This window comes from Paraburkholderia fungorum (genome assembly GCF_902833645.1).
GTDB classification, from domain to species: domain Bacteria; phylum Pseudomonadota; class Gammaproteobacteria; order Burkholderiales; family Burkholderiaceae; genus Paraburkholderia; species Paraburkholderia fungorum.
In genome coordinates this window covers 866253-880502 of the sequence record NZ_CADFGE010000001.1, presented here as the reverse complement: position 1 = coordinate 880502, position 14250 = coordinate 866253, and the positions used below count along the sequence as shown (strand labels likewise).

Genomic DNA, 14250 nt, shown 5'->3' with positions numbered 1-14250 from the left:
CGCGAAGGCCTTTCACGCTGAATGGAAGGAAGCGAACGAGTATACTTCGTGCTCTACGCCAGTACGACACCCATGCCCCCAACTACGTCTCAATCTGGCCGTCCGGCCTATGATTCCCGGCGCCTCAGGCAGATTTTCGACCGCCGCGCGGCGAGCTTCGATAACGTGGCGTTCCTGCCGCGCGAAATCGCGCAGCGCATGCGCGAGCGCCTCGACTACATCAAGGTTGCGCCGGCGAGCGTGCTCGACGCCGGGTGCGGCGCGGGCGAAGACATCCCCGCATTGCGCGAACGCTTCCCCGAGGCGCCGGTATTCGGCACCGACCTGTCGCACGGCATGCTTAGCCGCGCGCTGCGTCACGATTCCGGCGACACGAGCTGGCGGCGTTTTCTGCCGGCCACGCTCGGCAAGGCGCTCGGTGCCCGCGGCCCGCGTTTCGCGCAGGCTGACTTCTCGGCCCTCCCGTTCGCGGCCGGCGCCTTCGAATTCATCTGGTCCAATCTCGCCCTGCACTGGCACTCACGGCCCGATCTCGTGTTTCCCGAGTGGCAACGGGTGCTGAAAGTGAATGGCCTGCTGATGTTCAGCACGCTCGGCCCCGATTCGCTAAAGGAACTGCGCGGCGCTTACGCCGAGGTCGAGGCGGCGCACGGCGTGGCTTCGCGCAAGCATGTGATCGACTTTGTCGACATGCACGACCTTGGCGACATGCTGGTCGAGAGCGGTTTCGAGATTCCCGTGATGGACCAGGAAACGCTCACCATTACGTACAAGTCGCCCGAGTCGCTGCTCGCGGACGTGCGCCGCTGGGGCGCCTATCCGTTCGAGCGCGAGGCCAGCTCGAATGCGGTCGCGCGTAGGCTGCACAAGGCTTTGCTGGCGGCGCTCGAGGCTCGCCGGCGGCCCGACGGCACGATTGCGCTGACCTTCGAGGTGATCTACGGGCACGCCTGGAAAGCCGTGCCGCGTACCACGGCCGAAGGTCATGGGATCGTGCGGATCGAGGACATCGGACGAGGTTCGTCGAGGAACCGGTGAGGAATCAGCAAGGTGGTAAAGAGGACATCTGTTATGTCTGAAATTACCGCTTCAAAAGACGCGTGAAAGCTGCGTCAAAACGGCGCGGAGGCTTGTCGCACCTGGCTTGTGGGCCGATTGAGGCTTGCTTGTGGATGCTATGGATCGCGCCTATAATGCGTCAGTTTGTCGCCCGGAGTTCCCACATTTGGGGCGGCAGGCCCGAGGTACAGGGCTGCAATATGACGTGACGCGGAGTGGATGGAGGAGCCGTCCGGCGGTCGCGAGCAATGGCCGCAGGCGGCGATTGGAGAGGGTCGGCAGGAGGCAGCGATGGAAGCATCAGATCTGCTGGCGGATTCAGAACCGGTTCTCAAGGACTGGACGATGAAGCGCAACTGTTCGATATCGCCGCGGCAGTTTGTATGTTTCTACGTATCGCTTGCGTTGTTCTCGTTGGCAATTGCTTTCATGCTGGTTCTGGTCGGCGCCTGGCTGGTGTTGCCGTTCACCGGTATCGAATTGCTGGCGGTGGGCATCGCGTTTGCCATATACGCGCGTCATGCTGTCGATTACGAGCGTGTCCGGCTGTTTAAGAACCGGCTCGTGATCGAGCAGGTCAGCGCCGAGCGGCTCACGCAGTTCGAATTCAATCCGCGCTGGGTGCGGATCGAACCGGGCGCAACGCCGCGTGACCAGATCAAACTGGTCTCGCGCGGCCAGACGATCATGATTGGGCAACATCTCGCGCAGTATCGGCGCGCGCAGTTCGCAGGCGAACTGCGTATGTGGCTCGCGCGTTGTTAGACGTGTCGGGACGCGCGGCGTTCACGGGGAGCGTGAGACAGCCTTCCAGCGGGGTCGAGGGTTTGAATGGAAATTTTGGGTAAGGAAGCTATGAAAACAATCAAGCGAGCCCTCATGGGCGTGCTGGCGATGAGCGGACTGCTTTTCGCCGGTGCGGCCCTGGCAGTGGGCGATGTTCCGGGCGGCCCTGCCGTCAACGAGATCAATCTCCAGCCGCCTGCGACCAAAATCGCTGAGGAGCTCTTCAGCCTCCACATGTTCATGCTGGTTCTTTGCCTCGTGATCTTCGTCGGCGTGTTCGGCGTGATGTTCTATTCGATCTTTGCTCACCGCAAATCGAAAGGTCACAAGGCTTCGAATTTCCACGAAAGCACCACCGTCGAAATCATCTGGACGATTGTGCCGTTCATCATCGTCGTGCTGATGGCGCTCCCCGCCACCAAGACCGTCGTCGCGATGAAGGACACCACCAATGCCGACCTCACCATCAAGGTCACCGGCTATCAGTGGAAATGGGGTTACGACTACGTGAAGGGCCCGGGTGAAGGCATCAACTTCCTGTCCACGCTGGCTACGCCGCGTGCGGAAACCGACGGCCGTCAACCGATTTCCACCACGTATCTGCAGGAAGTCGACAATCCGCTCGTCGTCCCGGTCGACAAGAAAATCCGCATCATCACCACCGCGAACGACGTGGTCCACTCCTGGTACGTGCCGGCTTTCGGCGTGAAGCAGGATGCGATCCCGGGGTTCGTGCGCGACACGTGGTTCAAGGCTGACAAGACCGGCACGTTCCGCGGCTTCTGTACCGAGCTGTGCGGCAAGGAACACGCGTTCATGCCGGTAGTGGTCGAAGTGCTGTCGGCGGACGACTACGCGAAGTGGGTCGGCGTGCAGAAGCAGAAAATGGCTGCGGGCCAGGACGATCCGAACAAGACCTACACGATGGCCGAGTTGATGGAGCGCGGTGGCAAGGTGTACACGGCGAACTGCGCGGTCTGCCACCAGCCGACCGGCAAGGGCGCAGGCGCGTTCCCGGCGCTGGACGGCAGCAAGATCGCCAACGGCCCGATCGCCGAGCACGTCAGCCTGGTGCTGAAGGGCAAGAACGCGATGCCTTCGTGGGCGCCGACGTTGAACGACGTCGAAATCGCGTCGGTCATCACATACGAACGTAACTCGTGGGGCAACCACACCGGCGACATTCTCCAGCCGAAGCAGGTTGCTGACGCCCGTAACGGCAAGCTGCCGGAAGGCGGCAATCATCTGGCCGACGCAGGCGCGGCAGCGAGCGGTGCCGAAGCGGCTTCGGGCGCCTCGGGTGCCGAAGCGGCAGCGGCCGGTTCGGATAGTGCGGCAGCAACGGCCGCACTCCCGGCAAGCATCTACTTCGACACGGGCAAGAGCACGCTGCCGGCTGACGCGAAAGCGGCGGTCGACGCGGCCGCGGCCTATGCGAAGGCGCATCCGGACGCGAAGTTCACGCTGTCGGGCTTCACCGACGCCACCGGTTCTGCCGAAGTCAACGCGAAGCTTGCGAAGACCCGTGCCGAAGCCGTGCGCGACGCGCTGAAAGCAGCCGGCATTGCTGAAGATCACATTATTTTAAAGAAGCCGGAAACGATCACGGGCGGCAGCGATGCGAAAGAAGCCCGGCGTGTCCAGATCAGCCCGGCTGCCTGACGTGTTCATGGTCAGCACCGCAGTATTCGTATTAGGAGATTGTCATGTCTAGCATCGGACACGATGTAACCGCGGGCCACGAGCACGTGCACGGCGACCATGCCCACGAAACGCCGCATGGCTGGCGTCGGTGGCTGTTCGCAACCAATCACAAGGACATCGGTACGCTGTACCTGATCTTCTCGTTCACCATGTTCCTCTCCGGGGGCGTGATGGCGCTGATGATCCGTGCCGAACTGTTCGAGCCGGGTCTGCAGATCATGCGCCCCGAGTTCTTCAACCAGTTGACCACCATGCACGGCCTGATCATGGTGTTCGGCGCGATCATGCCGGCCTTCGTCGGCTTCGCGAACTGGATGGTGCCGCTGCAGATCGGCGCATCGGACATGGCTTTCGCGCGGATGAACAACTTCAGCTTCTGGCTTCTGCCGGTGGCTGCGGTGTTGCTGGTCGGTTCGTTCTTCGCCCCGGGCGGCGCGACCGCCGCGGGCTGGACGCTGTACGCGCCGTTGTCGACGCAGATGGGCCCGGGCATGGACTTCGCGATTTTCGCGGTCCACTTGATGGGTGCCTCGTCGATCATGGGCGGGATCAACATCGTCGTGACGATCCTGAACATGCGCGCGCCTGGCCTCACGCTGATGAAGATGCCGATGTTCGTCTGGACGTGGCTGATCACCGCGTACCTGCTGATCGCCGTGATGCCGGTTCTGGCGGGCGCGATCACCATGGTGCTGTTCGATCGCCACTTCGGCACGTCGTTCTTCAACGCGGCAGGCGGCGGCGACCCGGTGATGTACCAGCATATTTTCTGGTTCTTCGGGCACCCCGAGGTGTACATCATGATCTTGCCGGCGTTCGGGATCGTGTCGCAGGTGATCCCGGCGTTCTCGCGCAAGCCGCTGTTCGGGTATAGCTCGATGGTGTACGCAACCTCGTCGATCGCGATTCTGTCGTTCATGGTCTGGGCGCACCACATGTTCGCGACCGGCATGCCGGTGACGGGTCAGCTGTTCTTCATGTACGCGACGATGCTGATCGCCGTGCCGACGGGCGTGAAGGTGTTCAACTGGGTCGCGACGATGTGGCGCGGTTCGCTGAGCTTCGAAACACCGATGCTGTTCGCGGTGGGCTTCCTGATCGTGTTCACGTTCGGCGGCCTGTCGGGACTGATGCTCGCAATGGCGCCGCTGGATATCCAGTACCACGGGACTTATTTCGTGGTGGCCCACTTCCACTATGTGCTCGTTGCGGGTTCGCTCTTCGCGCTGTTCTCAGGGTGGTACTACTGGGCGCCGAAGTGGACCGGCTGGATGTACAACGAAACGCGCGGCAAGATCCACTTCTGGGCGTCGATGTTCTTCTTCAACCTCGCGTTCCTGCCGATGCACTTCGTTGGCCTCGCAGGTATGCCGCGTCGTTATGCCGACTACCCGGCACAGTTCACGGACTGGAACCAGGTGATCTCGATCGGTGCTTTCGGCTTCGGTCTGGCACAGGTCTACTTCCTGTTCGCGGTTGCATTGCCGGCCTATCGTGGCGGCGGTGAACTCGAAAAGGCTGGCGACAAGCCGTGGGATGGCGCAACGGGCCTCGAATGGACCGTGCCGAGCCCGGCTCCGTTCCACACGTTCGAACACCCGCCGACCGTCGAGTAATTGGCGTTCAGCGAGCTTGCCGGATCGGGCGGCGGTCGTAAGCCGCCACCCGATCCGGGCAGCCACGCGAACAACGGCGGCACCCTGTAGTTACGAAAGTATTCAGAAAGTCGAGCATGACGCGCAATCCTCAAGAAAGGCGTACACCCGAGCAGATTCGCGCGGGCAACCGGCGGATCGGTTTTGTGATGCTCGCCATTGCCGCGGCCTTTTTCGCGAGCGTCATCATCAAGCAGTGCTGGTTTGCCTGACGCAGCGAACAGGTGTGATTTGCAGGTCTGTTGAGGATTGAGATGTCGACGCAACCGCCGGCTCAGGCCGATCGCTCTTTTAACCGTTCGATGTTGATCAAGCTGTTCATCGTCGCGTTGATGATGTTCGGCTTTGGTTTCGCGCTGGTGCCGATGTACCGCGCGATCTGCCAGATCACCGGCATCAACAACCTCGTGCAGCGCGATGCCACGGTGCGCGAGGCGAGGAATACGCAGGTCGACATGAGCCGCACGATTTCGATCGAATTCGATGCGAACGCGCGCGGCCCGCTGGGTTTCAAGCCGGAGCAGCGTAGTCTCGACGTGCATCCGGGCGAAGTGACGACAGTGATGTACGAGGTCAGCAACGAACAGGCGCGCACGATACAGGCGCAAGCCATTCCGAGCTATGCGCCGAAGCAGGCCACCGAGTACTTCAGGAAGATCGAGTGTTTCTGTTTTACGCAGCAGACTTTGACGGCGAATCAGACGAAGCGGATGCCGGTGGTGTTCGTGGTCGATCCAAAGTTGCCGAAGGATGTGAAAACGATCACGTTGTCGTACACGTTCTTCGAGTTGAATACGCCGGCAGCGGCGACGGCCGGAAGTGCATCACCCACGGCCAATACGGCGGCAACCACCGCCAATCCCGCCTGACGGTTTGCGCCGCGGGCGAAGGAAGAAGAGTAATGAGCGATAACAGCGGCGCGCCACGCAAGAGCAGTTTCGGCCAGTCGATGAAAGCCGTGTTCTGGTCGTTTTTTGGGGTGCGAAAGCGTCGTGATCTGGAAGCGGATGCCACGCAGTTGAATCCGCTGCATGTGATCGTGGCGGCATTGATCAGCGCGGCCATTTTCATCGGTGTGCTGATCCTGGTCGTGCGCGCGGTGGTGGGCTGAGGCATTCAGGCTCAAGCGTAGTACGGGGCGCAGCAGAGCCCACGAATTAGAGTGAAGCGGTGCGGTATCGACGCGCCGCCGAAGATACAGCCGGAGATTCCGGAACAACTGGACTGAAGTGGAGAATCAAGAATGAGCGGTCAAAACGAGAGCCCGTACTATTTCGTACCGCATCCGTCGCGGCATCCGATCAGCGCCGCTGCCGGGTTGCTGGTCATGCTCGGATCGCTTGCGGCCTGGATCAACGACCATGAGCTGGCACCGCTCGGCGTCGTCGTCGGTCTGCTGTGGCTGCTGTATACGTTGTGGCACTGGTTCGGCGACGCGATCGCGGAATCCGAAGGCGGCATGTACGGCAAGAACGTCGACAAGTCGTACCGCTGGAGCATGAGCTGGTTCATTTTCTCCGAAGTGATGTTCTTCGGTGCTTTCTTTGGCGCTCTCTTCTACGCACGCGAAATCGCGCTGCATCAACTCGGCAGTCTCGACTACAAGCTGATCTGGCCGGATTTCTCGGCTGTGTGGCCGAACAACGGTCCGGCAGCGCTGGTTTCGACCTTCAAGTCGATGCAGCCGTGGCCGGTGCCGACCATCAACACCGCGCTGCTGCTGTCGTCCGGCGCTACGTTGACGGTTTCGCACCACGCACTGCGTGAAGATCATCGCAAGAAAGCGATTATCTGGCTGGCGGCTACGCTGGTGCTCGGCGTCTGCTTCCTGTTCCTGCAGGGCTTCGAGTATTTCCACGCGTATAACGAATTGAACCTGACGCTGTCCTCGGGTGTGTACGGTTCGACGTTCTTCCTGCTGACGGGCTTCCACGGGTTCCACGTGTTCCTCGGCGGCACGATGCTGGCTGTGGTGCTGGTGCGGATGATTCGCGGCCACTTCACGGCGGAGCATCACTTTGCATTCGAAGGCGCCGCCTGGTACTGGCACTTTGTGGACGTCGTGTGGCTTGGGCTGTACGTCGTCGTGTACTGGCTGTAACGCAGTCTGGCCTGCGCCGACCGGTTTTTTCGGAGTGCGCAGGCCGTTCGCGCAGCGCCTTTGTCAGGGCGCTTCGTACAAGCAGTACGCAAGTTATGCAGCGCCGCCCTCGACCCTGTCAGGGCGGCGTTTTGTTTGGTGAGTCTGGCGGCGTAAGGCGTTTTGCGCGGGGCTCAACGCCCGTAGGGAATGCCGGTCGACTGAATCCAGCCCATCCAGTGTGCGAATAGGATGAACAGGAACAGCGAAATCGAAAGACCCACCCGCGTGGCGAGCGACCAGACCATCCGCTTGGTTTTGCCCTTGTCATGCATCATGAAGTACAGCGCCGACACCATGCTGGCGATGATCAGGACGAAGGCGATGGGAACGAGAATGTGCATGGAACCAACTGAAACTGGGAAGCGCAGAGGCAAGATGGTTATTATCGCACCGCGCGCCGGCGTCTGCCGCAGGTTCCGGGCGAGGCCGCAAGCGGTGGTGGAGCGCGTTCGATGAAGTTTCGTCTGGTTCCCGCACTGCTGATTCTGCTTGTCATCGTGGTGACGGTGCGGCTTGGTTTCTGGCAACGCGACCGTGCCCATCAGAAGGAAGCGCTCGAAGCGCAGATTACGCAATTCGAAGATGCGCCCGCTGTGCCTGTCAGTGCCCGGCCGGTCGAACTGAAGGACATCGAATTCCATCGCGTGAAAGCGCGCGGCAGTTTCGTCGCGGACAAAGTCGTCTATCTGGATAATCGCCCGTATAACGATCAGCCGGGCTTTTACGTCGTGATGCCTTTTAAACTGGCCGACGGCGGTTATGTGCTGGTCAATCGCGGCTGGTTGCCGCGCAACACGAGCAATCGCGAGACCATCGCGCCGTACTCCACGCCGCAAGGCGAGATCGAGATCGAAGGCATTGCGCGCGCCGATGCGTCGCGTGCGTTCGAGCTGGGGCAGGGCGGGTCCGCCGCGCATCAGAAGATCCGTCAGAATCTGGATACGGCGGCGTACGCCGCGGAAACCGGGCTGCCGTTGCAGTCATTCGTGATCCAGCAGTTGAGCGACGACGGTGACAAGCTGGTGCGCGACTGGCCGGCGCCGACAACCGGCGTCGAACGCAACTATGGCTATATGTTCCAGTGGTGGGGCATGGCGGCCGCGGCCCTTGTGTTCGGCCTGTACGCCGCGCGCCGCGCCGCAAAGAAAGAGCACGCGCAGAGCGTGTAACGCATCGCCTGTGGTTTCCCGTACCCCCAACAAGGGCCCGAAACCGCGCTATTCCTGAAAGAGGTCCCGTAGTGTCGACGCAATCTCCCCGTTCGCCGCAAGCCGGCAAACCCGCAGCTCCGCAAGTGATGGCAGGTCAACCCAATAGCCGGGGATCGTGGAAGCGGGGCCGCTGGATGCTGCTGTTGCTGGCGCTCATCTGCGCCGCACCGATCGCCGTGTCGTATTTCGTCTATTACGTGGTCAAACCGGCCGGCGGCACCACGAACTACGGCGCGCTGGTCGAACCGCAGCGGCCGATTCCCGATTCGCTCGTGGTGACGGGTGAAGACGGCAAGCCGCTCAAGCTCGCGTCGCTGCGCGGCCACTGGCTGATGATCTCCGTCGACAACAGCGCATGCGACAAAGCTTGTGCCACCAAGCTGTACTTCATGCGACAAATCCGCGCAGCTCAGGGCCCGGAACGCGAGCGCGTCGTGGAAGTGTGGCTGCGCACCGATGCAGGCAACGTGTCCGACGTGATACAAAAGGCCTATCCCGATACCGACATGCTGATTGCCAACCCGGCGCAGGTGTCCGCATGGCTGCCGACCGACGCCGGCACCCAAGTCACCGACCACATCTACCTGGTCGATCCGAACGGCAATCTGATGATGCGCTTTCCAAAAGATCCGAATCCCAGCAAGATCAAGGGCGACCTGACCAAGCTGCTCAAATGGTCGAGGATCGGCTGACGCCGCAACCAGGGTAAGAAGAAAGATGTTCGTACTGCAATTGGCCTTGATCGGCTTGTGTATCGCGTTGTTGCCGTTGTCCTATGTGTGGGTCAAGGCCGACGACAACAAATTCCGCAAGCTGGTGTGGCTTACCACCTTCCTGACGCTGGACCTGGTGATGTTCGGCGGCTTTACGCGGCTCACCGATTCCGGTCTCGGCTGCCCCGACTGGCCTGGTTGCTATGGCACGTCGTCGCCGTTCATCGCGCACGCCGCGATTACCGCCGCGCATCAATTGATGCCCACCGGTCCGGTCAGCATGACCAAAGCCTGGATCGAAATGATCCACCGTTACTTCGCGATGGCTATCGGCGTGCTGATCATCGCGCAGACCTTGATCGCGTGGACTGCACGCATCAAGCGCCGTCCGCTGCATGTGTCGCCGTGGTGGCCGACTTCGCTGCTGCTGCTGATTCTCGTGCAGGGCGCGTTCGGTGCTTGGACCGTGACCATGAAGCTGCAGCCGATTATCGTCACGACCCACTTGCTGCTCGGCCTCGCCTTGCTCGGCACGCTCGGCTGGCTGGCCGCGCGCCAGACGCCGCTGCCGGCCCATGAGCCCGAGGCCGCGCGCTGGCGTGCGGCGGCGCTCGCCGGTCTCGTGCTGCTGGTCGTGCAGATCGCGTTGGGCGGCTGGGTCAGCACCAACTACGCGGTGCTCGCCTGCACGGACTTCCCGACCTGCAATGGCCAATGGATCCCGCCGATGGACTTCGCGCACGGCTTCCACTTGTGGCGCGCGCTCGGTATGACCGGCGACGGCGACATGATCACGCAAGACGCGCTGGTCGCCATCCACTGGACGCATCGCACGTTCGCGATTGTCGTGGTTGCCTATTTGCTGTGGCTGGCGCTGAAGCTGCGCCGTTTCGAGTCGCTGCGGCGCCCGGCCAATGGCGTCTTGCTGGTGGTGCTGATCCAGTTCATCACCGGCTTATCGAACATCGTTCTGCAATGGCCGTTGCCCATTGCGGTCGCGCATAACGGGGGGGCCGCAATCCTGCTGCTTCTGCTCGTTATGTTAAACTTTCGGATCGCTTATAGCCGTCCCGGCCGCGCCGTGTTGCCTGCGCGCGATGCCGCGCCAGCGTGACCCCACATGGACAGCACAACACTCTCCCAAACGCCCGGTAGCCGGGTCTCCCAGTACATCGCCCTGACCAAGCCGCGCGTCACGCAGCTCGCTGTGTTCTGCGCCGTCATCGGCATGTTTCTGTCGACGCCCGGCATGGTGCCGTGGACCGTTCTGATCGGCGGCACCGTCGGCATCTGGCTGCTGGCCGGTGCGGCGTTCGCCATCAATTGCCTGATGGAACAGAAGATCGACGCGAAGATGCGTCGCACGTCGTGGCGGCCGTCCGCGCGCGGCGAAATCACGACCCCGCAGATCCTGCTGTTTTCGGCCGTGCTCGGCGGCCTCGGCATGTGGACGCTCTACACGTTCGCCAATCCGCTGACCATGTGGCTCACGCTCGCCACTTTCGTCGGCTATGCGGTCATTTATACGCTGCTGCTCAAACCGGCCACGCCACAGAACATCGTGATCGGCGGCGCGTCCGGCGCGATGCCGCCGGCGCTCGGTTGGGCCGCAGTCACCGGCCACGTGCCGGGCGACGCGTGGATTCTCGTGCTGATCATTTTCGTGTGGACGCCGCCACATTTCTGGGCGCTCGCACTGTATCGCCGCAAAGACTACGAAAACGCCGGTCTGCCGATGCTGCCGAATACGCACGGCGAAAAGTACACGCGCCTGCATATTCTGCTGTACACGGTGATCCTGTTCGCGGTCACGATGATGCCGTTTATCTCCGGTATGAGCGGCGCGGTGTATCTCGTGGCGGCGGTGTTGCTCGGTGCCGTATTCCTCGCGTATGCGTGGAAGATCTATCGGGAGTATTCCGACGATCTGGCGCGCAAGACTTTCCGTTATTCGATCGTCTATCTGTCGGTGCTGTTCGTCGCGCTGTTGATCGACCACTATGCGCGCGTCGTGATCGGCGCGTAACACCCATGCTTACACAACGCTTTGTGCAGAAGGCGCGTGCCGCCGCGCGAGTCACCCTGATCGCTTGCGCACTTGGCGGTGCGCTGCTGGTGGCAGGCTGCGGCAAGCAGCCGCCGGCTTTCCAGAATCTCGACATCACCGGCAATACGCAATTCGGCAGCGACTTTTCGCTGCCCGACACGTCCGGCAAGATCCGCACAATGGCGGATTACAAAGGCAAAGTAGTCGTGCTGTTCTTCGGCTACACGCACTGCCCGGACGTCTGCCCGACCACGATGGCCGAGCTCTCGCAGGCTCTCCAGCAACTCGGTCCGGAAGACGCGAAGCGCGTGCAGGTGCTGTTCGTCACCGTCGATCCCGATCGCGACACACCGGCCCTGCTCGCGCAATACGTGCCGGCGTTTAATCCGACGTTCGTCGGCTTGCGTCCCGCGGACCAGGCGCAACTCACCAAAATCACGAAAGACTTCCGCGTCTACTACGCGAAAGTACCGGGCAAGACACCCGACAGCTACACGATGGACCACACGGCGGCGAGCTATGTGTTCGACACAGATGGCAAGCTGCGTCTGTTCGCGCGCGATGGCCAGGGCGCCACGCCGTGGGTGCACGATATCAAGCTGCTGCTCGATTGACGTATTGATGCAGACGGGCGCGTGCCTCTGCCGCGCGCCCGTATTCAAATCCCTTCGCTGTAATCCTCAAGCCGGCATCGGCAAATTCATTCCCGGCGCCAATCGCGTTGCCTTGAACTCCGTCACCTCGTAACGCGCGAGCTTCTGCTCGGCGAACGGGTCGCTGGCGAGAATCTCATCCAGCTTATCGCGCTCGATGCGCACCGCCAGAATGATGCCGCCGTCGCGCGGCACTTTCGGCCCGGCAGCCACGAATACGCCCGATTCGAAGTGTCTTGTCAGAAACGCGCGGTGCGCTTCGAGTGCGTCGTCCACGCGTTCGAGCGATGCGGTGTAGATGAGATTGATGACGTACATGAGCGTTCTCGTAAGCGAATGGCTGGGCCGCATGGATTTGCGGGCAATGGCCTTCGATTATCTGTCACCGGACGATTCGTTGCGCGCCATCCATACCTGCTTATGTTGTGCTCTCTCAGCCATCGCTTGCTTACAAGTTGCCTCAAGTCGCGCAGTCGACATGCCGATATACCTCTAGCAATCGTTTGCGCGCCAGGTCGTCAGCGCATTGGCAGCGCGCGAGACGGCATCGGCATCGGCATGCAAACCGAACACGAACACAAGAGAGATCGCAACAATGAGCAGGATGAGTTTGAATCGCAAACTATGGTTGTCGCTCGCGCTCGTCTGGCTGGGGCTGCTCGGCGTCGGGCTGTGGAGCGCGGTTGAAACGCGCAGCACGATGCTGGCCGAGCGCAAGGCGGGCATGGTGAACCTCGTCGACGCAGCGCAGGGCGTTGTGAAGGGCTACTACGCGCTTTCGCAGAGCGGCAAGATGAGCGAGGCCGACGCCCAGCGCGAAGCGCTCGCCCGTCTCGCCACCATGCGTTACGGCGAATCCGGCTATCTGTTCGTGATGGATTCGAAGCCGGTCGTGCTGATGCACCCGACGCTGCCGCAAATGACCGGCAAGGCGGTCGGCGATTTCAAGGATCCGGACGGCAAGCTGCTGTATGTGGCGATCGTCGACGCAGCTAAAGCAAGCGGCCAAGGCTTCGCGGAATATCGCGGACGCTTGCCGCACAGTGAAACCGCGGTGCCGAAAATCAGCTACGTGGTGCGTTTCGCGCCGTGGGACTGGAACATCACGAGCGGCGTGTTCATCAAGGACATCGACACGGTCTACTACCAAACACTGTTGGGCCACCTGCTCGTCGTGCTGGTGATCGGCGCGATCATTTCGCTGGCGATGGTGCTGATCATCCGCAACGTGCGCGCCAGTCTCGGCGGTGAGCCGGACCAGGCGGCGCGCCTTGCCGCAAGCATCGCCAAGGGCGATCTCACCCAGGTGGTCGAGGTTCGCGCGCAGGATAAAACCAGCATGATGGCGGCCATGCACGAGATGCAGAGCCGTTTGCAGCGGACCATCGGCGAGATTCGCCATTCGGCGGAATCGATCGCCTCGGCGACCCAGCAGATCGCCGCCGGCAACGGCGATCTGTCACAGCGCACCGAGCAGCAGGCGGCCTCGTTGCAGGAGACGGCGGCGAGCATGGAAGAACTCACCGCGACGGTCAAGCAGAACGCGGACAACGCGCGTCAGGCGAGTGGCCTCGCTCACAACGCATCGGAAATCGCAACGCGCGGCAACGACGTGGTGAGCCGCGTGATCGGGACGATGGGCGAGATCAACGACAGCTCGCGGCAGATTGCCGACATCATCGGCGTGATCGAAGGCATTGCGTTCCAGACCAATATTCTGGCGCTGAACGCGGCGGTCGAAGCAGCGCGTGCCGGCGAGCAAGGCCGCGGTTTCGCCGTGGTCGCCGGGGAAGTGCGCAGCCTCGCGCAACGCTCGGGAACGGCGGCCAAGGAGATCAAGCAGTTGATCGGCGCTTCGGTGGAGCGTGTGCATAACGGTTCGACGCTGGTCCAGCAGGCCGGTACGACGATGGGCGAGATTCTGCAAGCGGTGCAGCGTGTCACGGACATCATGGGCGAGATCGCGGCGGCCTCCGAAGAGCAGAGCAGCGGGATTTCGCAAGTGGGCCGCGCAGTCACGCAGATGGACGAAGTGACGCAGCAGAACGCCGCACTGGTCGAACAGGCCGCGGCGGCTGCGGCGTCATTGCAGGATCAGGCTGGGCGTCTGCGTGACACAGTGAGCGCATTTCGCGTGAACGCCGCCGCATAAGACGTACAAGGCGCATAAGGATATGCGATCGTGATATTTCCCATCTCGCTGGGCATATGAGACCATTTGCGGTCCAGTTGGCGGCGCGAGCGTAGCAGCGCTGCCGCCGGCTTCCACCCGAATCTGA

Annotated in this window: 16 protein-coding genes; 14 read left to right on the top strand and 2 right to left on the bottom strand. The window is 61.8% G+C overall.

All coding sequences use genetic code 11. From position 1 onward, the window contains the following. Window positions 1–72 precede the first annotated feature (72 nt). From HWX91_RS03975 to HWX91_RS03945, 8 genes are all read left to right on the top strand, one after another. Window positions 73–1038, top strand: coding sequence for a methyltransferase domain-containing protein (locus HWX91_RS03975; RefSeq protein ID WP_028199041.1), 966 nt, complete (start codon window positions 73–75; stop codon window positions 1036–1038). 312 nt (window positions 1039–1350) lie between these two features. After that, window positions 1351–1824, top strand: coding sequence for a DUF2244 domain-containing protein (locus tag HWX91_RS03970; RefSeq protein WP_028199042.1), 474 nt, complete (start codon window positions 1351–1353; stop codon window positions 1822–1824). Between the two features lie 66 nt (window positions 1825–1890). Then, window positions 1891–3507 (top strand): cytochrome c oxidase subunit II, encoded by a 1617-nt coding sequence (gene coxB, locus HWX91_RS03965; RefSeq protein WP_028199043.1) that lies wholly within the window; start codon window positions 1891–1893, stop codon window positions 3505–3507. A gap of 44 nt (window positions 3508–3551) precedes the next feature. Next, window positions 3552–5165: a cytochrome c oxidase subunit I gene (gene ctaD, locus HWX91_RS03960; protein ID WP_028199044.1), complete on the top strand. Its 1614-nt coding sequence runs from the start codon at window positions 3552–3554 to the stop codon at window positions 5163–5165. 116 nt (window positions 5166–5281) lie between these two features. Then, a complete protein-coding gene (locus tag HWX91_RS40595) occupies window positions 5282–5416 on the top strand; it encodes a cytochrome oxidase small assembly protein (protein ID WP_028199045.1) in 135 nt (44 codons plus the stop codon). 42 nt (window positions 5417–5458) lie between these two features. Continuing rightward, window positions 5459–6073 (top strand): cytochrome c oxidase assembly protein, encoded by a 615-nt coding sequence (locus tag HWX91_RS03955; protein ID WP_028199046.1) that lies wholly within the window; start codon window positions 5459–5461, stop codon window positions 6071–6073. Between the two features lie 32 nt (window positions 6074–6105). Continuing rightward, window positions 6106–6315: a DUF2970 domain-containing protein gene (locus HWX91_RS03950; protein WP_028199047.1), complete on the top strand. Its 210-nt coding sequence runs from the start codon at window positions 6106–6108 to the stop codon at window positions 6313–6315. A 132-nt stretch (window positions 6316–6447) separates the two neighbouring features. Further along, a complete protein-coding gene (locus HWX91_RS03945; protein ID WP_028199048.1) occupies window positions 6448–7305 on the top strand; it encodes a cytochrome c oxidase subunit 3 in 858 nt (285 codons plus the stop codon). A gap of 173 nt (window positions 7306–7478) precedes the next feature. Here the strand turns inward: HWX91_RS03945 and HWX91_RS03940 are convergent, their stop codons facing one another. After that, a complete protein-coding gene (locus tag HWX91_RS03940) occupies window positions 7479–7688 on the bottom strand; it encodes a twin transmembrane helix small protein (protein ID WP_007179452.1) in 210 nt (69 codons plus the stop codon). Window positions 7689–7799: 111 nt separating this feature from the next. Between HWX91_RS03940 and HWX91_RS03935 the strand changes: the two genes are divergently transcribed. The 5 genes from HWX91_RS03935 to HWX91_RS03915 all read left to right on the top strand — a co-directional run bounded on the left by HWX91_RS03935 (window position 7800) and on the right by HWX91_RS03915 (window position 11932). Further along, complete coding sequence (locus HWX91_RS03935) at window positions 7800–8516, top strand: SURF1 family protein (protein WP_028199049.1); 717 nt, start codon at window positions 7800–7802, stop codon at window positions 8514–8516. 71 nt (window positions 8517–8587) lie between these two features. Next, window positions 8588–9250: an SCO family protein gene (locus tag HWX91_RS03930; RefSeq protein WP_028199050.1), complete on the top strand. Its 663-nt coding sequence runs from the start codon at window positions 8588–8590 to the stop codon at window positions 9248–9250. A gap of 25 nt (window positions 9251–9275) precedes the next feature. Continuing rightward, window positions 9276–10385 (top strand): COX15/CtaA family protein, encoded by a 1110-nt coding sequence (locus tag HWX91_RS03925; RefSeq protein WP_028199051.1) that lies wholly within the window; start codon window positions 9276–9278, stop codon window positions 10383–10385. 6 nt (window positions 10386–10391) lie between these two features. Further along, window positions 10392–11297, top strand: a complete 906-nt coding sequence (gene cyoE / locus HWX91_RS03920) for a heme o synthase (protein ID WP_028199052.1) — start codon at window positions 10392–10394, stop codon at window positions 11295–11297. A gap of 5 nt (window positions 11298–11302) precedes the next feature. After that, window positions 11303–11932, top strand: a complete 630-nt coding sequence (locus HWX91_RS03915; protein ID WP_028199053.1) for an SCO family protein — start codon at window positions 11303–11305, stop codon at window positions 11930–11932. A gap of 66 nt (window positions 11933–11998) precedes the next feature. On the opposite strand, the gene HWX91_RS03910 is transcribed toward HWX91_RS03915, so the two are convergent. Continuing rightward, a complete protein-coding gene (locus tag HWX91_RS03910) occupies window positions 11999–12289 on the bottom strand; it encodes a YciI family protein (RefSeq protein ID WP_028199054.1) in 291 nt (96 codons plus the stop codon). Between the two features lie 277 nt (window positions 12290–12566). Here HWX91_RS03910 and HWX91_RS03905 point away from each other — a divergent pair, with 277 nt between their 5' ends. Further along, on the top strand, window positions 12567–14123 hold the full coding sequence (locus HWX91_RS03905; protein WP_030099939.1) for a methyl-accepting chemotaxis protein: 1557 nt from the start codon (window positions 12567–12569) through the stop codon (window positions 14121–14123). Window positions 14124–14250 lie beyond the last annotated feature (127 nt).